Origin of the sequence: Pseudomonas sp. MYb118, assembly GCF_040947875.1 — a bacterium.
Taxonomy (GTDB): Bacteria; Pseudomonadota; Gammaproteobacteria; order Pseudomonadales; family Pseudomonadaceae; genus Aquipseudomonas.
In genome coordinates, this window is sequence record NZ_JBFRXN010000004.1 from 422,916 (window position 1) to 440,284 (window position 17,369).

The following is a 17,369-nucleotide window of genomic DNA, read 5'->3' on the forward strand; positions in this document are numbered from 1 at the left end:
CCTTCCTCTATCAAGCAACGGAGATGGAGTGAAACCGGGTGATGGAAAACGCATCCAGCGGCGTGGTTGAGGCGCCGCCGCAGATGATCTCGGTGAGCGCCTGGCCCACCGCAGGGCCGATCTGGAAGCCGGCGCCGGCAAAGCCGAACGCATGCAGCAGACCGGTTTGGGTGCCACTGTGGCCGATCACCGGCTGGCGATCAGGCAGGTAACCTTCGGTGCCGCTCCAGGTGCGAATGGCCTGGGCGCCTTCCAGAAACGGGTACAGCTCGACGGCCTGGCGCAGGATCTCGATCACTGCGTGCTGGCCGGGGCGGGCGCGGGCGGTGTCTTGGGCAAAGCCCTGGCCGCCACCCAGCACGCAATTGCCGCGCGCCACCTGGCGGGCATAAATGCCGCCGCCTTCGACGCCGGTGCTGGCGTCCATCACCAGCGGCAGGGGTTCGGTGACCAGCATCGCCGGGTGACCGGAATGCATCGGCACCGCTTCGCCGAACTGTTCGGCAAGAGTGCCGGCCCAGGCACCGGCACAATTGAGCAGCCAGGGTGCGCGCAGCTCCAGGCCGCTTTGCGTGCGCACGTGAAAGCGCTGGCCGTCGTGCGCCACGTGGCTGACCGCGCATTGTTCATGCACCTGCGCGCCGTGCCTGGCAGCGGCGCGGGCAAACGCGGGGGAGACCAGTCGCGGGTTGGCGTGGCCGTCGTCCGGACAAAAAGAGGCGCCTACGGCCACGTCGCCCACCCACGGGAAACGTGCGCGCAGTTGCGTCCGGTCGAGCAATTGCAGGTCCAGGCCATAGCCCTGGCTGCTGGCGGCGTAATCGTGCAAGGCCTGCAAGTCAGCGAGGCTGCGCGCCAGTTTCAAGTGGCCGCTGCGCTGGTACTCGCCGTCGATGCCGATCAACGCCGGCAAGCGGCCCCAGATGTCGTGGGCGCGTTGCGACAGCGGCAGTTGCGACAGCGGCCGCCCCTGACGGCGCACGCCGCCGTAGTTCACGCCGCTGGAATGCGAACCGCAGAAGTCCCGCTCGAGCAGCGCCACGCGGCGGCCGGCCTGACTGAGAAACAGCGCCGCGGATGAACCGACGATGCCGCCACCAATGATCACTGCATCGACTTCGATCATGGCTCGACCTCCAGGCCAAACGGCAATGGCTTGATCGGCGCCTGTGCGCGCAGCCGGCCGATCTCGGATACCTCGCGCTGGCTTTCGCAGGCGATGATTTCTGCCGCCGCGGCCCCACACATGCGCCCCTGGCAGCGACCCATGCCGACCCGGCAGTGGGCCTTGACCCGGTTGATTTCCCAGTGACCCTCACGCACGACCGCTCGGATGTCGCCGGCACGGACTTCTTCGCAGCGGCAGATCAGGGTGTCGTCGGCGGTATCGGCGGCCCAGTTTTCGGGAAAGACGAAGGCGCGTTCCAGGCCATGGCGGAAGCGCTCGACGCGGCTGAGTTGGTGTTCCAGTTGCGCGCCGCGTGGAGGCTGGATCAGAAAACCGCTGTCTTCCAGCAGGGCGAGGGCGGCGCGCTCGCCGGCCATTTCGGCGGCGTCGGCGCCCATGATGCCGGCGCCGTCACCGGCCAGATAGACCTCGCCGACGCTGCTGCGCCCGGCGTTGTCGCGTTGTGGCAGCCAGGCGCGGTTGAGCGGGTTCCAGGCGAAGGCGCAGCCGAGCAGGTCGGCCAATTGGGTTTCGCTGCGCAGGCCGTGGGCGAACGCCACGGCATCGCAAGCCAGGCGGTGAGTGCCGCGGGCGTCGGACCACTGCAGCGACTGCGCGCGTTGCTCACCGTCGATATTTTGCAGGGTGGCGCCCTGGTGCACCGGGATGCCGTGGGCGGTCAGCCAGCTGCGGTAATAGATGCCCTTGGCCAGGGTGGCCGGTTGCGCGAGCAGCCCCGGCACGGCGCGGGCCTGGGCGCTGAAGGGCGCGCTGTCGAGCACCGCGACCACCTTCGCCCCGGCCTTGGCGTATTGATAGGCCACCAGGTACAGCAATGGCCCACTGCCGGCGAACACCACCCGTTCGCCGATGGCGCAGCCCTGGAACTTCAGCGCAATCTGCGCGGCGCCCAGGCTGTACACGCCGGGCAGCGTCCAGCCGGGTACCGGCAACACGCGGTCGGTGGCGCCGGTGGCGACGATGATCCGGGAGAATGCCAGGCGGGCGGTGCGACCGGCGTGCAGGGTGTCGAGGGTGTTGTGTTCGGCGTTCCACACCAGGGTGTCGGGGCGGTAGTCGAGCTGATCGCGCAGGGTGTCGAGGGCCTGGTGCAGGGCGTTGGCCTTGCGTGCTTCGAAGCCATAGAGCTTGACTGCCGAGCGCTTGAAATTGGCCGGCTGGCGCCGATAGATCTGCCCGCCCCCACGCGCCGCTTCATCCAGCAACACCGGACGCACGCCGTGGGCCACCAGCGTCTGCGCGGCACGAATGCCAGCAGGGCCGGCGCCGATGATGACGACCGGGTTCATAGGTACCTCGTCTGTGTGGCTGGGGGATTTGGGGTGCCGGTTCGGGCCTCATCGCGAGCAGGCTCGCTCCCACAGTTGATTGGGGAAAACCACAGTTTTTGTGCCCGACTCAGCCCCCCTGTAGGAGCGAGCATGCTCGCGATGGCGGTAGAACAGGCAACATCTGTGGCGACAGGCACACCGCCATCGCGAGCAGGCTCGCTCCCACAGTTGATTGGGGACAACCACAGTTTTTGTGCCCGACTCAGCCCCCCTGTAGGAGCGAGCTTGCTCGCGATGGCGGTAGAACAGGCAACATCTGTGGTGACAGGCACGCCGCCTTCGCGAGCAAGCCCGCTCCCACAGTTGATAGGGGAAAACCACACATTTGCTGTCCGGCGCATCCCCCCTGTGGGAGCGAGCCTGCTCGCGATGGGGCCAGAGCGATCCATGAAGAAACTCACAGGCACCGCCCCGGTTCGCGGCTGATGTGTTCGCCCGCTTCGAGCATTGTCGAGCAGGCGCGTACGCGGCGGCCGTCGCCCAGGCGTACCCAGCAGTCCTGGCAGGCGCCCATCAGGCAGAAGCCGGCGCGGGGTTCGGCGCTGAAGTCGCTGCCGCGCAAGTGTTCGCTCACCGTCAGCACCGCCGTCAGCACGGTGTCGCCGAGCAGGCCGCTGGCGGGTTCGCCGTCGAGGGTAAAGTGCACGGCCGGGCGGTCGCCCTCGGCCAGTCGTTTCAGCAGAGCCATGGCGCCCTCATTGTTTACCCACCAGGACCCGATCCAGGCCATAGACCCGATCGAGCAGAATCATCGTCAGCGCGGTCAGCGCAATCACCAGGGCCGACACCGCCGCCATCATCGGGTCGATGGATTCGGTGGCGTACACGTACATGCGCACCGGCAGGGTTTGCGTGGCCGGGGAGGTGACGAAGATCGACAGCGTCACCTCGTCGAAACTGTTGATAAACGCCAGCAGCCAGCCCCCGGCGACCCCCGGCAGGATCATCGGCAGGGTGATCTGGCGGAACAACGTGAAACGCCCGGCTCCCAGCGATTGCGCGGCGTGTTCGGCGCTGCGGTCCAGGCCGATGGCCGAGGCCAGCACCAGGCGCAACACATACGGGGTGATCACCAGCACATGGGCGAAGATCAGCCAGGCAAAGCTGCCGTTGACCCCCATCAGGGCGAACAGGCGCAGCAGGGCGACACCCAGCACCAGGTGCGGGATGATGATCGGCGAGAGGAACAGGCCGTTGAAGAAGTCGCGGCCGGGGAACTCGAAGCGGGTGATCGCCAGCGCCGCCGGCACCGCGATCAGTGTCGCCAGACTCGCGGCGCTGAACGCCAGGATCAGGCTGTTGTAGAACGCGTCGATGAAGTCGGCACGCTCGAACACCGCGCGGAACCAGCGCAGGGAAAACTCCGTGGTCGGCAGGCTCAGGGTGTTCTCCGGGGTGAAGGCCACGAGGCACACCACCACCAGCGGCGCGAGCATGAACAGCACCACCAGGGTATGGAACAGCAGGGCGAAAGGACCGTTCTTGGACATGACGAATTACCCCAGTGACTTCTTGTAGCGGCCTTCGATCATGCGGTTCCACGACAGCATGATCAGCAGGTTGAGCAACAGCAGCGCGACGGCGATGGCCGCGCCCATCGGCCAGTTGAGTTCCGACAGGTACTGGTCGTAGATCAGCGTGGCGACCATCTTGATCCGCCGCCCGCCGAGCAGGCCGGGAATCGCGAACGAGCTGGCAGCCAGGCCGAACACGATCAGGGTGCCGGACAGCACGCCAGGCATGATCTGCGGCAGCACCACCTTGCGAATCACCGTGAAGTGGCTGGCCCCCAGCGACAGCGCGGCCTGCTCGGCGGCGGGGTCGAGCTTCTGCAGCGAGGTCCACACCGGGATGATCATGAACGGCAGCATCACGTGGACCAGCGCGATGACCACCGCGAAGGGCGTGTAGAGCAGCTTCATCGGCGAGCCGCCGAGGGCTTGCAGGACTTGGTTGACCAGGCCGTCGGCACCGAGCAACAGGCTCCAGCCGAAGGCGCGCACCACCACCGAAATCAGCAGCGGGGTGAGGATCAGCACCAGGAAGATCGAGCGCCACGGCGCGCCCATGCGGCTGAGAATGTAGGCCTCGGGCACGCCGATCAGCACGCACAGCAGGGTGGTCAGGGCGCTGATCCAGAACGTGCGCAGGAAGATTTCGTAGAAGTACGGATCACCCAGCAGGCTGCTGTAGTGATCGACGGTGTAGGCCTGGCTGTCGATGCCGGTGCCGTAGTCAAACACGTTGAACGACAGCACCAGGGTCAGCAGCAGCGGGATCACCAGCAGGCACACGTACAGTGCCAGTGCCGGTGCCGACAACAGGTAACCCTGGCGTCCCTGACGCAGCGCGGCCAGCGTACTCATGCCACCACCTCGTCGGTGCTCAGCACCCGCAGCAGCGTTGTGTCCCAGTCCAGGCCGACCGCGGTGCCTTCGCCCAGCGGCGCGGAGCCGTCGTTGCGACGCACTACGCTGATGTCGCCCAGCTCGGTGCCGACGCCGTACAGCCATTGGCTGCCGAGAAAGAAGCGGCTATTGATGCGGCCCTGTACACGACCGGCACCGGCCTCGCACAGGTCGATCTTTTCCGGGCGCAGGCTCAGGGTCAGCTCGCCACCGGCGCGGACCTCGACCACACCGGCGCTGTCACGCGTGCCGGGCAGCAGGTTGGCCTTGCCGACAAAGCCGGAAATGAACTCGGTGCGCGGGTGTTCGTAGAGGGTGTAGGGCGCGTCGATCTGGGTGATGCGCCCGGCCTGCATCACCACCACGCGGTCGCTGATGGACAGCGCTTCCGACTGGTCGTGGGTGACCATCAGCGTGGTGATGCCGACTTCACGCTGGATACGGCGGATTTCGAATTGCATCTCTTCGCGCAGGTTGGCGTCGAGGTTGGACAGCGGCTCGTCGAGCAGCAGCACCGGCGGCTCGATCACCAGGGCCCGGGCCAGGGCCACGCGCTGGCGCTGGCCGCCGGACAATTCCCGTGGGTAACGCTCGGCATGCTGGTCCAGGCGCACCAGTTTGAGCACCCGCTCGACGCGTTGCTGCAACTCGCCGTTGGCCACCTTGCGCATGCGCAGGCCGAAGGCGACGTTGTCCTTGACGGTCATGTGCGGGAACAGCGCGTAACTCTGGAACACCACGCCCAGGCCACGGCTGGCGGGTTTGGCGTGGGTGATGTCGCGACCGTCGAGCAGGATGCGCCCGCTGGTGACTTCGACGAAGCCGGCGATCATTTGCAGGGTCGTTGTCTTGCCGCAGCCGGAGGGGCCGAGCAGGGACACGAATTCGCCTTTTTCGACCGAGAGATCGGTGGCCACCACGGCGTCGATGTCGCCATAGCGTTTGCCAAGTCGTTCAAGTTGCACGAAAGCCATCAGTGCGCTCCACCTGTGATTGTTATGCGCGGCCAGAAGTCGCGCTTTTTTGTATGGGCAGATACGAAAGGTCTTGCGGGGTGCGTTGGCGCTCGACTGGAGTCGGCTGCCGCTGTTGTTCGAATCGCCCCTGTATGGACGCAGAGTAGGACGAAGACTAGGATGGGCTCAATGGTCTATTTCACTGGATAGATGACTATTTTCGGTTTCATTCAGTGGATAAATTAATTATTGAGAAACGCCATGACTGATTCCACTGAGCGGAATGAAATCAAAAATGAAGTCGGTGTCGGTGCGGTCTCCAGATTGTTTGCCGTGCTGCGTACCCTCGGTGACACCGTCGAGGGCGGCGAGCGTGTGACGCAACTGGCCCAGCGCATCGGCCTGTCGCAGCCGACCACCCACCGCCTGCTGCGCAGCCTGATGGACGAGGGCATGGTCGAGCAGGACGGGCGCAGCAAGCGTTATCGCCTGAGCCTGGAGTTCTTCGCGCTGGCCGCCCGAGCGGGCAATACCGGCAACCTGCGCGAGCTGGTGCGGCCCTCGTTGCTCAGGCTTTCCGCTTCGTTGGGCGATTCGTTGTTTCTGCTGGCGCGCAGTGGTTTTGATGCGATCTGCCTGGACCGCAGTGAAGGGCCGTTTCCGATCCGCACCTTCACCGGCGACATCGGCGGGCGCGTGGCGTTGGGTGTTGGCCAGGGCAGCCTGGCGATCCTGGCGTTCCTGCCGGAAGAAGAGCGCGACACGGTGATCCGCTACAACCTGCCGCGGCTCAAGGACTTTCATCTGTACGACGAAGTGTTCCTGCGCGCCGAAGTCGAGAACGTGCGGGCCTTGGGCTACGCCGGGCGCAACACCGGCGTGCTGCAAGGCATGGCCGGGTTGGCGGTGCCGATCCTCGATCGCGAGGGGCGGGCGGTGGCGGCGCTGAGTGTCGCGACCATCACCGATCGCCTGGGCCCGGATCGCCTGCCCACCGTGGTGGAGATGCTCAAGCGCGAAGCGGCGCTGATCGGGCCGCGGATCAATCCGTTCGATCCGTTGCTGCGAAGGCCTTCGCAGGTGTTTGGGCAGGGGTGAGATTTAAGGTGAACCGATCTACCCCCCCTCCTGTGGGAGCGAGCCTGCTCGCGATGGCGGTATGTCAGTTACCACATTCGGTGACTGATACACCGCCATCGCGAGCAGGCTCGCTCCCACAGGGGTAGGGGTGAATTTCCAATGTAGGCAGAAAGTTACTCAGAAGTTCACCGTCTGCCTCAACATCCGCGCCGCTTCCGTATCGTTCGGGCTGACCATCGCGTAGTTGTAGCCACCCCCCGACCAGTACTCGGCCTGCAACTCGCCGTCCGTGCGGCTGCCCCGCGGCAACATGAAATTCTTCGGCCCCGGCGGACGCACGTAGAAGCTGACCTTGTTGCCGCCGCGATCCTCGTACACCACCATCGCCGCCGGCCCCTGTTCGGTGCTGAGCAGGCGCCCGCTGACCGGGCTGAACCCCGCGTGCGAAAGGTCGGGCAGGCGATTGGCCTGGATGAAATAGCGGTCGAGCCAGCCCTGTATGTCGCCCGTGTCGCTGACTTTGTAGTCCGCTGGCAGCATGCCTTGCTGGGCAAACAGGCGGTAAGCCTGCATCGCATCGCCCATCGGCTGGGCGGCGCTGAGGATGGTGATCTCCCGGGCCTTCCAACCGCTGAAACCACCGATGCTCACGGCGATCAACAGCACCGCCGCGCTGGCCAGATAGCGCCGCGACTGGCGCTTGAGGCGCTGGCGGATGAGTGCCGGGTCGAGTGCCGGGTTGGCCGGTTGCTGCAAGGCCCCGCCGAGGGCGGCGCGCAGTTGCTGGGCGTCCTGTTGCCAGGCGCGTACTTGTGCGGCCACGGCCGGGTTGCCGGCGAGAAAGGTCTCCACCAGGCGGCGGTCGTCTTCACCGAGCTGGTGGTCGATGTACGCGTGCAGGTCGCGTTCGCTCGGGGGCATGCTGATCATTTGAGTCTCCGCAGGGAAGGGCGGGTGATTTCACCGTCGCTGAGCTGGCGCAAGGCCTGGCGGGCACGGGACAGGCGCGACATGACGGTGCCGGTGGGCACGTCGAGGATCTCGGCGACTTCCTTGTAGCTCAGGCCCTCGACCGATACCCAGAGCAGCAGGGCGCGCTGTTCGGTACTGAGCTGGTCGAACGCTTCAAGCGTCGATTGAGCCAGCACCGTACGCTCCGCCGACGGCTCGCTGTCGTCGCGTCCGGTGAAAAATTCGAGCATCCGCGCATAACGGTGCGAACGGCGATGCGCGTCGAGAAACTGCCGGTACAGAATCGCAAACAGCCAGGCCCGCAAGTCGCCCTCGGGGCGTTTGTCGCCCCAACTGGACAACGCGCGCTCCAGGCACGACTGCACCAGGTCGTCAGCGCTGCTGGGGTTGCGCGTCAACGACACGGCAAAGCGGCGCAATCGGGGAATGATTTCCCGTAGTTGTTCGTCGAGATCGTTCATCAAGTCTTCGCAAGTCACCAGGCTGTGGACTACTACGCTGTGAACTGGAGAGACGCCTGGGAGCCGAGGTTATTCCACGCCTGGAAAAATAAATACTGGGCGATGGAATAAACCGGTGGGCGGTGCGTCTGCCTGATTCTTCTCACTTGTGGCCGCAGGCCCTGGAGTCTTTCATGGTAGATCGCTCATCACCGCCCTTGAGCGGCGCGAGCCGGGTGTTGCGCCTGGCCGCTATCGCCGTGGTGGTTGGCGCCGTCGCCGGGGCTTTTGCCTACGTCAACGGCACCTTCGACCCACAACGCCTGACGCCGAAGAAACTGATCAACGTGCTGGAAACCAACAACGGCATGCACCCGGGGTTTCGTCGCAACCACGCCAAAGGTGTGTGCGTGATCGGCCATTTCGAAAGCAGCGGCGAGGCCCGCAGCTACTCCACCGCGCAGGTGTTCAACGACGCCCGCACCCCGGTGGTCGGGCGTTTCGCCTTGCCGCCCGGCAACCCTTACGCACCGGACAGCGCCGTGCCGATTCGAAGCCTGGCGTTGCGCTTCACCCAGGCCAACGGCCAGCAGTGGCGCACCGGGATGAACAGCATGCCGGTGTTCCCGGTGGGCACGCCCGAAGCGTTTTACCAGTTCCAGCAGGCGCTGTCGCCGCTACCCGCCACCGGCAAACCGGACCCCGCCGCTGCGCCGGCATTCTTCGCCTCGCACCCGGAAGCCGCGCCATTTCTGGCCTGGGTGAAAACCGCCAAGCCATCGGCCAGCTACGTGACAGAAACCTACAACAGCGTCAACGCGTTTTACCTGGTCAACGCCAGCGGGCAGAAGCAGGCGGTGCGCTGGAACATGGTGCCGGTGGCCAAGGACGCGCCGGGCGCGACGGCGCCCGAGGGCGGTGATTTTCTCGAGAAGGACCTGGTGCAACGCATCGCCACCGGCCCGTTGCGTTGGCAGTTGCTGATCACCCTGGCCAACCCCGGTGACCCCACCAACGACGCCAGCAAGCCCTGGCCCGAAGGGCGCAAGGTGATCAACGCCGGCACCCTGGTCCTGGAAAGCACCCAGCCGCAGCTCGATGGCGAATGCCGCGACATCAACTACGACCCGCTGGTGCTGCCCGCCGGCATCGAGGGTTCCGACGACCCGCTGCTGGCCGCGCGCTCCGCTGCCTACGCCACGTCCTACCTGCGCCGCACCAGTGAAGTCAGCCAATTGCCCGCCGCCAAACAGGAGGCTCACCAATGAGCGCCCAACCGAACCACTTCGCCCCGCTGGCGCGGCTGCTGCACTGGCTGATGGCGCTGATGATCATCGCCATGCTGTTTATCGGCGCCGGCATGGTCGCGTCCGTGTCCGAGCGTCATGAGTGGCTGATTCATCTGCACAAGCCCCTGGGGGTCGCCATCCTGCTGTTGGTGATCGTGCGCCTGATCGTGCGCTTCTCCACCCGGCAACCACCACTGCCGGCCGACCTGCCCGGTTGGCAAGTGCTGGCGGCCAAGGCTTCGCATGTCCTGTTGTACGCCCTGATGCTGGTGTTGCCGTTGCTGGGCTGGGCGATGATTTCGGCCTCGGGCGAGCCGGTGATGCTCAGCAGCTCGTTGCAATTGCCTTCGATCGTACCGGCCAATGCACAGCTGTTCGCCTTCCTGCGCAAGGCCCACGGCTATCTGGCATACCTGCTGTTCCTGACCGTGCTGCTGCACCTGGCGGCGGCGCTGTTTCATGGCTGGGTACGGCGCGATGACGTGCTGGACAGCATGTTGCGGGGCAAGGATCGCGGTTGATCGTCTGACGGCAAGCATCGCGTAACTGTCAACTTTGACAGTTACGCCTCCCGAAAAAAGCCTGTTCAATGCTCGAAGACTGCAGTGGCCCCGAAGAAGGTCAGTCCGAGAGCAATGGATGGGTTTTTTTCGGGAGAACGATCATGTCCAAGACTGCAGGTTTTCTGTGTTGGCGTCAGGTGGGCTCCGCGTTGTCGATTGTCTCGATCGGCGCGGGCCTGGGTGCGTGCGCGCATGCACCTTCGCAAGATCACGGGGAGGCGAAGCAATGGGCTGTGCAGAGTGTTGGCGCTAAGTCGACGGCGGAGTTGTATGCGGACTTGATTGCGCCGGGCACTTTCCAGCGATCGAGTTCGAAAGTCGTCAACGGTTACACCGTTGAAAGCGGCAGCCTGAGCATGCCGGATAAATCCGATGGGTCCCTGGTAACCGTTCGTGGCACCGATGGCAGTTTGACCGCGATCGTTGATAGGCAAGGCCGCCAAGGCACTTTATTCGTCAGTAGCCAGGGGGCGGCTCGATTCGTTCCAGAGCCGGATTTCGACGCAAATATTGATGATGCCGTCGTCAACCCGAATGAGAAGATCGGTACAGCCGCAACGCTTGATAACGCCGAGCCGAAAGTCATCGACTTACTGATGGGGTATTCCCAGGCAGGTGTCGATCGAATGGGGGGCGATGTAAACGCCGACGCGTTGGCGAAGGTTGAACTGGTCAACCTGGCGCTTCGTAACTCATTGGTGTCCGGCGTCTCCTTTCGTTTGGTCGGGATTGAGGTGATTCCTCAGGATCACCCCATCACGCCAGAGACCGTGAACAAGTTGGCCAGCTTGTTTGCCGATGGCATTGCAAAGTATGAACCCGATCTGATTTACGGAAACTTTGCCCAGATCGTTGGCGGAGGGGTGGGTTACGGTCAGATGCCGGGGAGACTGGCCATTGGGGTGTCTGATGCTCCTTTGACCTTCGCGCATGAGCTGGGCCACAACGCGGGAAGTCATCATTGCAACGATGGAACGGCCAGTTATCGCTTCGGTTATGACAATGGAAAATCGAGCAGTCTGTTGTGCGGCTGGAATCGGAAACTCTACTTTTCCAATCCGGATGTAAAAGATGAATTCGGTCTGCCACGAGGGAATGCGGTGACCGCCGATACCGCCAGGGTCTGGCGTGAAAACGCCGAGAGAATGTCGGCTTACGCGCACTTCGTGCCGAAGGTGCCTGGCCGCTTCACGTTCACGTCGTCTTCATACGGCAGTGTCGCTTTCCGGTGGCAGCAGTCGCCACGCGCCGTCAAATATGAAGTGATGGGTAAGGACAATGTGCTGCAACCCTATAAAAAACTCGGGGAGAGTACGACCCCGGATGCAGTTCTGCACAATGTGGCGAGCGCGAGCATGCCGTACTACGTGGTGGCGGTGTTCGCTGATGGTTCGAAGTCAGGTCCGAGCAATATCGCTTATGCAAAGCCGTATGAAAGTCTGACGAAAAAGTAGAGGCCGGTGACCGTTGGATGGGATCGAGGCCTTCGCCGGCAGAACGGGCGAAGGCTTCGATATTTTGATCCAGAGAGAAATCAGCGCAACTTGTCGACCATCTCCGCCACCGTCGTCAGCACATCCTTGCCCAACTGCTTCGACCGCTTGCCCGACCAGCCGGTGAGCGGGTTCGGGTGGTCGTCGTGGTCCTTGAATGGCATTTCCAGGGTCAGGGACAGGCAGTCGTACTTCTGGCCAACGGCGTTGCAGGCCAGGGTCATGTTGGCTTGACCCGGTTCGTCACGCACATAACCGTATTTGGTCTGGAAGTCCTTGGTGGTGTGCTTGAGGTGGTTGCGGAAGTGCTCTTCGAGCTGTTCGATGCGCGGTGTGTAACCGGGATTGCCTTCGCACGCGGCGGTGAATACGTGGGGGATTTCCTCGTCGCCGTGCACGTCGATGAACAGGTCGACGCCGTACTGTTCCATTTGTTGCTGGACGAAGAACACTTCAGGGCTGATCTCCGGGCTCGCATTCTGCCAGGCGCGGTTGAGGTCCTGGCCCATGGCGTTGGTACGCAGGTGGCCGTGAAAAGCACCGTCCGGGTTCATGTTCGGCACCAGGTACAGATCGGCACTGGCCAGCAGTTTGTTCAACACCGGATCGTCGTGGTGTTCGAGGCGTTCGATCACCCCTTCCATGAACCACTCGGCCATGTGTTCGCCAGGGTGTTGCTGGGCGATGATCCATACCTTGCGCTGGCCTTCGGCGCCGGTGCCTTTGCGCAGCAGCTGGATGTCCCGACCTTCAACGCTCTTGCCGGTGGCCAGCAGTTCGGTGCCGGCCTTGGTCAGTGCCTGCTCGATCAGCCAGTCGTGGCGGCCACGGCTGTAGGGTTCGAAGTAGGCGAACCAGGCGTGGGTGGCGGTGGCTTCAAGGCTGAAACGCAGGGCATCGCCTTCGAAAATGGTGGGTACGCGGAACCAGTTGACGTGATCGTAGGACGCCACCGCCTGATAGCCGGTCCAGGCTTTGTTGTAGGAGGATTTGCTCGCATTGCTCAGGCGGAACCAATGCTCCTGGCCCACATGCAGGCCGCTGGCCTTGAAGTGAAACCACTGGAAGTGCGGGCTGCGGGTATCGGGCCGGATGGCCAATAGCGGTTGCAGCGGATTGCTGAGGTCCAGCACGTCGATGTTGCCGCTGTCGAAGTTCGAAGTGATGCTCAAGGAGGATTTGGCCACGGTCATATCGGTTCCTGAATATGATTTTTATGGCCGCTACTTTACACCTTGGGAGGGGAAAAACCGGGAGAAATTACGGGGTGCAGGAAGGGGGCGTCTTCCTTGACGCGCCAGCAGCTTAGAGATTATGAGATTGATTCTCAAGTGCTATTTGCCATTAGTTTTACCCAATGTTGCCGGGCTTCCCTTGCCAACAGATATTCTTTTGATATTATCCGCGCCATCGAATTCGCAACACCCAAAGACTTCATTAGCCTGAAGGTCAAGCCAGAAAAACTGGCCAAAAAAAAGACCCGGCAAAAAGCCGGGTCAAAAACCGTGATTAGCCTGATGAGGAGAGTGTCCAGGAGACCGACCTAAGGTCCCTTGGACAATCGACTGATCTCGCGACCAGCTGAGTGCAATAATAATCATTCTCGTTTGCAAGTCAAACGATTTTATCTGCGCGATTGAAAATTTTTTCTGCGCCCCTCACCACCGTTCCTCTCTCCCCCAATTGAATCCTGTCCAGTGATCGGTCGAGCAATGCCTTGGCCATTTCAATCATGTGCACGGACGAAATCGCCAGGTCCCTCGGCGGACCCTGCAGATGACTCGCTGACTCATTGGCCGTGGCAGAGGCGCAGCACAACAGCTCGATGGCTCGCACCAGGGCTTCTTCGTTGCTGACATTCTGGTTCACATCAAAAAAACGATCTTCCACCACGTCCTCCGAAACAGCCGGTTTCAAGTAGTAATCCAGCGCCCGTCGCGCGGCCGCCGATCCCAGGGGAGAGGAGAGGGAGGTATCTATTTGCAGATCGGGCAGTTCTTTATTGGGGATGGTCATGGCGCTGGCAAACTCCGTGAAAGGTTCAGATCCGTGATTTCATCCTAGTACGAATTGTATTTGTGACCAAAGCTTTAATACTACAATTTGTGTTTTGATGGCCGGAGTCCTCGACGTATCGTGCGCCACATGGATAAATGGATTGAATTGGTCAAGGCCAAGATGAGTGAACTCAACGTCACTCAGGAGATACTCGCCGAACGCCTCGGGATGTCGCAGGGTGGCATCGGCCACTGGCTGAACAAGCGTCGTCAGCCGGGTATCGACGACATGAATCGGGTGCTGCAGGCGCTGGGAATGGATTTTCTCGAAGTGGCGCTGGTCATCCGCGAGCCTGATGCATCGAGGGAGGACAGCCAGGACCTGGTGCGAAAGTACAACCCGTACTTCCGCTATCCGGTCAGCGACTGGCGAGAAACCTGCGAGGTGCGCGATGGCGAGCCGGCGACATACCACAAGGCCGCATTCGAGCTGACCGACTACCACGCACAGGGCGCGGCGTTCTGGTTGCGGGTGGCGGGCGACGCGATGACGGCACCCAGTGGGGTCAGTATCGCCGAGGGCATGATGATTCTGGTGGACCCGGCCATCGTGCCTGAGCCCGGAAAACTGGTGATCGCGCAATGGGCGGGCAGCACCGAGGCGACGTTCCGCAAGCTGATCGAAGAGGGCGGGCAGCGTTACCTGGTCCCGCTCAATCCGACGTATCCGAAGGCCCTGTTCACCGACGCCTGCCGCATCATCGGCGTGGTGGTTCAGGCCACCGCCAGGTTCTGATCCCGCGCCGGGCGCGGGACCTCCCTTGTTTTCACGCTTCTTCCAGTTCGACCAGCGCGCTGCCTTCGCCGACCATCTCGCCTTCCTGGCAATACAAGGCCTTGATCACCCCGGCGTGGGGCGCACGAATGCTGTGCTCCATCTTCATGGCCTCGAGCACCACCAGCTGCGCGCCGGCTTCCACCGATTGCCCGGCTTGCACCAGCACCCGCACGATGCTGCCGTTCATGGGCGCGGTCAGTCCGCCCTGATGGCTGTGGCTGGCTTCCACTGCGCTGATCGGGTCATAGGCCTCGATCCGGCGCAGCTCACCGTCCCATTGCAGGTAGACAACGCCGTCGCGACGGATCGCCCGGTGCTGGCGACGCACGCCGTGATGGTCGGTCGACAGCTGTTCGCCCTTGAGCTGCATCGACGGGTTGTCGGCCAGCGTCAGCGCCCGATCCTGGCCCTCGCAACTCAAGTGCAGGGTCGTCTCGGCTGGCAGCCCACTGCGAAAACCGTTGCCGTGGCCCCAGGGCGAATTGACGTCATCGGCGCGTGGCGTGCCCGGCTGGCTTTGCGCGAAGGCCTGCGCGGCGGCTTGCCAGAACTCATCGCCAAGGCCGGTCGGGGCCGGCAGCAACTGCTCCTGGTAACGCGGGATGAAACCGGTATCCAGCTCGGCGCCGGCAAAGGCCGGGTGCGCGATGATACGGCGCAGGAAGTTGATGTTGGTCTTGAGCCCGCCAATGGCGAATTCGTCGAGCATGCTCAACAGGCGCAGGCGTGCCTGCTCACGGTCTTCACCCCAGGCGATCAGCTTGCCGAGCATGGGGTCGTAGAACGGGGAAATCTCGTCACCTTCCTCGACGCCGCTGTCGACCCGTCGACCCGGCCCGGCGGCGGACTCGCGGTACAGTTCCAGGCGCCCGGTGGCCGGCAGGAAGTCATTGCCTGGGTCTTCGGCGTACAGCCGCACTTCGATAGCGTGGCCGTTGAGCGGCACCTGGTCCTGGGTCATCGGCAGCGCTTCGCCACGGGCGACGCGGATCTGCCAGGCCACCAGGTCGAGGCCGGTGATGGCTTCGGTGACCGGGTGCTCGACTTGCAGGCGCGTGTTCATCTCCATGAAGAAAAACTCGCCGCGGGCATCCAGCAGGAATTCCACGGTGCCGGCGCCGACGTAACCGATGGCCTGCGCCGAACGCACCGCCGCTTCGCCCATGGCCCGGCGTAGCTCGGGGCTCAGGCCTGGCGCCGGGGCTTCCTCGACGACCTTCTGGTGGCGGCGCTGGATCGAACAATCGCGCTCGTTGAGGTACAGGCAATGACCGTGCTGGTCGGCGAACACCTGGATCTCCACGTGGCGCGGCTTGAGCAGGTATTTCTCGACCAGCATCCGCGAATCGCCGAACGAGGATTGCGCCTCACGCTGGGCCGAGGCCAGGGCTTCGGCCAGTTGGCTGACGTCCTCGACCACTTTCATGCCTTTGCCGCCACCGCCGGCGGTGGCCTTGAGCAGCACCGGGTAACCGATGCGTTCGCAGGCTTCGCGGAAGGTGTCGAGGTCCTGGGCTTCACCGTGGTAACCAGGTACCAGCGGCACGCCGGCGGTTTCCATCAGCGCCTTGGCCGCCGACTTGCTGCCCATGGCGTCAATGGCCGAGGCGGGCGGGCCGAGGAAGATCAGGCCGGCCGCCTCGATCGCACGGGCGAAGCCGGCGTTTTCTGACAGGAAACCATAGCCCGGGTGAATGGCTTGGGCGCCGCTGGCCTTGGCGGCGGCGATCAGCTTGTCGATCTGCAGGTAGCTGTCGGCGGCCTTGCTGCCGCCCAGGTCAACGCGAATGTCCGCTTCGCGGCTGTGCCGGGCGTCACGGTCGGTGGCGCTGTGCACGGCCACGGTGGTCAGGCCCAGCGCCTTGGCGGTGCGCATCACCCGGCAGGCGATTTCGCCGCGGTTGGCCACCAGCAGAGAAGTAATCACAGGTGCGCTCATCAACGCGGCTCCTTGGTGGTGGGTGCTTGCCAGCTTGGCGCGCGCTTTTGCAGGAAGGCACGCAGGCCCTCCTGGCCTTCGGGGCTGACGCGGATGCGGGCGATGGCGTTTTCGGTGTAGCGGCGCAGCGCCGGGGTCAGGGCACCGTTGCCGACTTCGCGCAGCAGGTCCTTGCTGACGCGCATGGCGGCCGGGCTGTTGAGCAGCAGGTTGTCGATCCACTGCTCGACCTTGGCTTCCAGCTCCTCTAATGGATAGCTTTCCGACACCAGGCCCAGTTCCCGCGCCCGTTGCCCGCCGAAGCGCTCGGCGGTCAGGGCGTAGCGACGGGCCGCGCGTTCGCCGATGGCCTGCACCACGAATGGGCTGATCACCGCCGGTGCCAGGCCGATGCGCACTTCCGACAGGCAGAACTGCGCGTCGTCGGTGCCGATGGCCATGTCGCAGCAACTGATCAGGCCCAGCGCGCCGCCGAACGCCGCGCCTTGCACCACGGCCAGGGTCGGGATTTTCAGCTTGGCCAGGTTGTACATCAGCTCCGCCAGTTCCCGGGCGTCGTCGAGGTTGGTGTGGTAATCGAGTTCAGCAGACTGCTGCATCCAGGCCAGGTCCGCGCCGGCGCTGAAGTGCTTGCCGCGCCCGCGTACCAGCAGGAAGCGCAGGGCAGGGTCGGCCGAGACCTGGTCCAGGGCGAGGATCAGTTCACGGATCATCTCGGCGTTGAACGCATTATTCTTTTCTTCGCGGCTGAGCCACAGGGTGGCAAAACCCCTTGGGTCGTTCAGCAGTTCGAGGGTGTTGAAATCGCTCATGGCTTGCACTCTTTATTCTGTAGGAGCGAGCTTGCTCGCGAAGCGGCGTGTCAGTCGAACCA

Annotated in this window: 18 protein-coding genes; 6 read left to right on the top strand and 12 right to left on the bottom strand. The window is 63.6% G+C overall.

Annotated features, from left to right (window positions below):
- Nucleotides 1-10 precede the first annotated feature (10 nt).
- The 6 genes from ABVN20_RS27940 to ABVN20_RS27965 form a co-directional block, all read right to left on the bottom strand.
- On the bottom strand, nt 11-1,126 hold the full coding sequence (locus tag ABVN20_RS27940; RefSeq protein ID WP_368559019.1) for an NAD(P)/FAD-dependent oxidoreductase: 1,116 nt from the start codon (nt 1,124-1,126) through the stop codon (nt 11-13).
- Nucleotides 1,123-2,478 (bottom strand): FAD-dependent oxidoreductase, encoded by a 1,356-nt coding sequence (locus tag ABVN20_RS27945; RefSeq protein WP_368559020.1) that lies wholly within the window; start codon nt 2,476-2,478, stop codon nt 1,123-1,125. Before ABVN20_RS27945 ends, ABVN20_RS27940 begins: the two co-directional genes overlap by 4 nt.
- 439 nt (nt 2,479-2,917) lie before the next feature.
- On the bottom strand, nt 2,918-3,208 hold the full coding sequence (locus ABVN20_RS27950; protein WP_368559021.1) for a (2Fe-2S)-binding protein: 291 nt from the start codon (nt 3,206-3,208) through the stop codon (nt 2,918-2,920).
- A gap of 7 nt (nt 3,209-3,215) precedes the next feature.
- Complete coding sequence (locus tag ABVN20_RS27955; protein WP_368559022.1) at nt 3,216-4,010, bottom strand: ABC transporter permease; 795 nt, start codon at nt 4,008-4,010, stop codon at nt 3,216-3,218.
- A gap of 6 nt (nt 4,011-4,016) precedes the next feature.
- Nucleotides 4,017-4,886: an ABC transporter permease gene (locus tag ABVN20_RS27960; protein ID WP_368559023.1), complete on the bottom strand. Its 870-nt coding sequence runs from the start codon at nt 4,884-4,886 to the stop codon at nt 4,017-4,019.
- Nucleotides 4,883-5,902 carry an ABC transporter ATP-binding protein gene (locus tag ABVN20_RS27965; protein WP_368559024.1) on the bottom strand — a complete coding sequence of 340 codons (1,020 nt, stop codon included), beginning with the start codon at nt 5,900-5,902 and terminating at the stop codon, nt 4,883-4,885. The genes ABVN20_RS27960 and ABVN20_RS27965 overlap by 4 nt, the downstream gene beginning before the upstream one ends.
- A 243-nt stretch (nt 5,903-6,145) precedes the next feature.
- On the opposite strand from ABVN20_RS27965, the gene ABVN20_RS27970 reads away from it, so the two are divergent.
- On the top strand, nt 6,146-6,982 hold the full coding sequence (locus ABVN20_RS27970) for an IclR family transcriptional regulator (RefSeq protein ID WP_368559025.1): 837 nt from the start codon (nt 6,146-6,148) through the stop codon (nt 6,980-6,982).
- Nucleotides 6,983-7,141: 159 nt separating this feature from the next.
- On the opposite strand, the gene ABVN20_RS27975 is transcribed toward ABVN20_RS27970, so the two are convergent.
- Both ABVN20_RS27975 and ABVN20_RS27980 read right to left on the bottom strand, forming a co-directional pair.
- Nucleotides 7,142-7,894 carry an anti-sigma factor gene (locus ABVN20_RS27975; RefSeq protein WP_368559026.1) on the bottom strand — a complete coding sequence of 251 codons (753 nt, stop codon included), beginning with the start codon at nt 7,892-7,894 and terminating at the stop codon, nt 7,142-7,144.
- Nucleotides 7,891-8,397: an RNA polymerase sigma factor gene (locus ABVN20_RS27980; RefSeq protein ID WP_368559027.1), complete on the bottom strand. Its 507-nt coding sequence runs from the start codon at nt 8,395-8,397 to the stop codon at nt 7,891-7,893. The genes ABVN20_RS27975 and ABVN20_RS27980 overlap by 4 nt, the downstream gene beginning before the upstream one ends.
- A 173-nt stretch (nt 8,398-8,570) precedes the next feature.
- Here ABVN20_RS27980 and ABVN20_RS27985 point away from each other — a divergent pair, with 173 nt between their 5' ends.
- The 3 genes from ABVN20_RS27985 to ABVN20_RS27995 all read left to right on the top strand — a co-directional run bounded on the left by ABVN20_RS27985 (nt 8,571) and on the right by ABVN20_RS27995 (nt 11,682).
- Nucleotides 8,571-9,644: a catalase family peroxidase gene (locus tag ABVN20_RS27985; protein WP_368559028.1), complete on the top strand. Its 1,074-nt coding sequence runs from the start codon at nt 8,571-8,573 to the stop codon at nt 9,642-9,644.
- The gene (locus ABVN20_RS27990) at nt 9,641-10,186 is read left to right on the top strand and encodes a cytochrome b (protein WP_368559029.1); all 546 of its coding nucleotides are present in this window, start codon (nt 9,641-9,643) and stop codon (nt 10,184-10,186) included. Before ABVN20_RS27985 ends, ABVN20_RS27990 begins: the two co-directional genes overlap by 4 nt.
- A 143-nt stretch (nt 10,187-10,329) precedes the next feature.
- Entirely contained in the window at nt 10,330-11,682 is a 1,353-nt protein-coding gene (locus ABVN20_RS27995) for a hypothetical protein (protein WP_368559030.1), read from the top strand.
- A gap of 80 nt (nt 11,683-11,762) precedes the next feature.
- On the opposite strand, the gene ABVN20_RS28000 is transcribed toward ABVN20_RS27995, so the two are convergent.
- Complete coding sequence (locus ABVN20_RS28000; RefSeq protein WP_368559031.1) at nt 11,763-12,914, bottom strand: M14-type cytosolic carboxypeptidase; 1,152 nt, start codon at nt 12,912-12,914, stop codon at nt 11,763-11,765.
- 96 nt (nt 12,915-13,010) lie between these two features.
- Between ABVN20_RS28000 and ABVN20_RS28005 the strand changes: the two genes are divergently transcribed.
- Nucleotides 13,011-13,268, top strand: a complete 258-nt coding sequence (locus ABVN20_RS28005) for a hypothetical protein (RefSeq protein WP_368559032.1) — start codon at nt 13,011-13,013, stop codon at nt 13,266-13,268.
- Between the two features lie 67 nt (nt 13,269-13,335).
- Here the strand turns inward: ABVN20_RS28005 and ABVN20_RS28010 are convergent, their stop codons facing one another.
- Nucleotides 13,336-13,737: a DUF3077 domain-containing protein gene (locus tag ABVN20_RS28010; protein WP_368559033.1), complete on the bottom strand. Its 402-nt coding sequence runs from the start codon at nt 13,735-13,737 to the stop codon at nt 13,336-13,338.
- A 129-nt stretch (nt 13,738-13,866) separates the two neighbouring features.
- On the opposite strand from ABVN20_RS28010, the gene ABVN20_RS28015 reads away from it, so the two are divergent.
- Nucleotides 13,867-14,514 (top strand): LexA family protein, encoded by a 648-nt coding sequence (locus ABVN20_RS28015; protein ID WP_368559034.1) that lies wholly within the window; start codon nt 13,867-13,869, stop codon nt 14,512-14,514.
- 31 nt (nt 14,515-14,545) lie between these two features.
- Here ABVN20_RS28015 and ABVN20_RS28020 read toward each other — a convergent pair whose 3' ends face one another.
- Nucleotides 14,546-16,495, bottom strand: a complete 1,950-nt coding sequence (locus tag ABVN20_RS28020; RefSeq protein ID WP_368559035.1) for a biotin carboxylase N-terminal domain-containing protein — start codon at nt 16,493-16,495, stop codon at nt 14,546-14,548.
- Nucleotides 16,495-17,307, bottom strand: a complete 813-nt coding sequence (locus tag ABVN20_RS28025) for a gamma-carboxygeranoyl-CoA hydratase (protein WP_368559036.1) — start codon at nt 17,305-17,307, stop codon at nt 16,495-16,497. Before ABVN20_RS28025 ends, ABVN20_RS28020 begins: the two co-directional genes overlap by 1 nt.
- Between the last annotated feature and the right edge of the window lie 62 nt (nt 17,308-17,369).

Bases quoted from the DNA above. Each gene is read 5' to 3' on its own strand.
- ABVN20_RS27940 (WP_368559019.1), bottom strand. From the start codon at position 1,126: ATGATCGAAGTCGATGCAGTGATCATTGGTGGCGGCATCGTCGGTTCA.
- ABVN20_RS27945 (WP_368559020.1), bottom strand. From the start codon at position 2,478: ATGAACCCGGTCGTCATCATCGGCGCCGGCCCTGCTGGCATTCGTGCC.
- ABVN20_RS27950 (WP_368559021.1), bottom strand. From the start codon at position 3,208: ATGGCTCTGCTGAAACGACTGGCCGAGGGCGACCGCCCGGCCGTGCAC.
- ABVN20_RS27955 (WP_368559022.1), bottom strand. From the start codon at position 4,010: ATGTCCAAGAACGGTCCTTTCGCCCTGCTGTTCCATACCCTGGTGGTG.
- ABVN20_RS27960 (WP_368559023.1), bottom strand. From the start codon at position 4,886: ATGAGTACGCTGGCCGCGCTGCGTCAGGGACGCCAGGGTTACCTGTTG.
- ABVN20_RS27965 (WP_368559024.1), bottom strand. From the start codon at position 5,902: ATGGCTTTCGTGCAACTTGAACGACTTGGCAAACGCTATGGCGACATC.
- ABVN20_RS27970 (WP_368559025.1), top strand. From the start codon at position 6,146: ATGACTGATTCCACTGAGCGGAATGAAATCAAAAATGAAGTCGGTGTC.
- ABVN20_RS27975 (WP_368559026.1), bottom strand. From the start codon at position 7,894: ATGATCAGCATGCCCCCGAGCGAACGCGACCTGCACGCGTACATCGAC.
- ABVN20_RS27980 (WP_368559027.1), bottom strand. From the start codon at position 8,397: ATGAACGATCTCGACGAACAACTACGGGAAATCATTCCCCGATTGCGC.
- ABVN20_RS27985 (WP_368559028.1), top strand. From the start codon at position 8,571: ATGGTAGATCGCTCATCACCGCCCTTGAGCGGCGCGAGCCGGGTGTTG.
- ABVN20_RS27990 (WP_368559029.1), top strand. From the start codon at position 9,641: ATGAGCGCCCAACCGAACCACTTCGCCCCGCTGGCGCGGCTGCTGCAC.
- ABVN20_RS27995 (WP_368559030.1), top strand. From the start codon at position 10,330: ATGTCCAAGACTGCAGGTTTTCTGTGTTGGCGTCAGGTGGGCTCCGCG.
- ABVN20_RS28000 (WP_368559031.1), bottom strand. From the start codon at position 12,914: ATGACCGTGGCCAAATCCTCCTTGAGCATCACTTCGAACTTCGACAGC.
- ABVN20_RS28010 (WP_368559033.1), bottom strand. From the start codon at position 13,737: ATGACCATCCCCAATAAAGAACTGCCCGATCTGCAAATAGATACCTCC.
- ABVN20_RS28015 (WP_368559034.1), top strand. From the start codon at position 13,867: ATGGATAAATGGATTGAATTGGTCAAGGCCAAGATGAGTGAACTCAAC.
- ABVN20_RS28020 (WP_368559035.1), bottom strand. From the start codon at position 16,495: ATGAGCGCACCTGTGATTACTTCTCTGCTGGTGGCCAACCGCGGCGAA.
- ABVN20_RS28025 (WP_368559036.1), bottom strand. From the start codon at position 17,307: ATGAGCGATTTCAACACCCTCGAACTGCTGAACGACCCAAGGGGTTTT.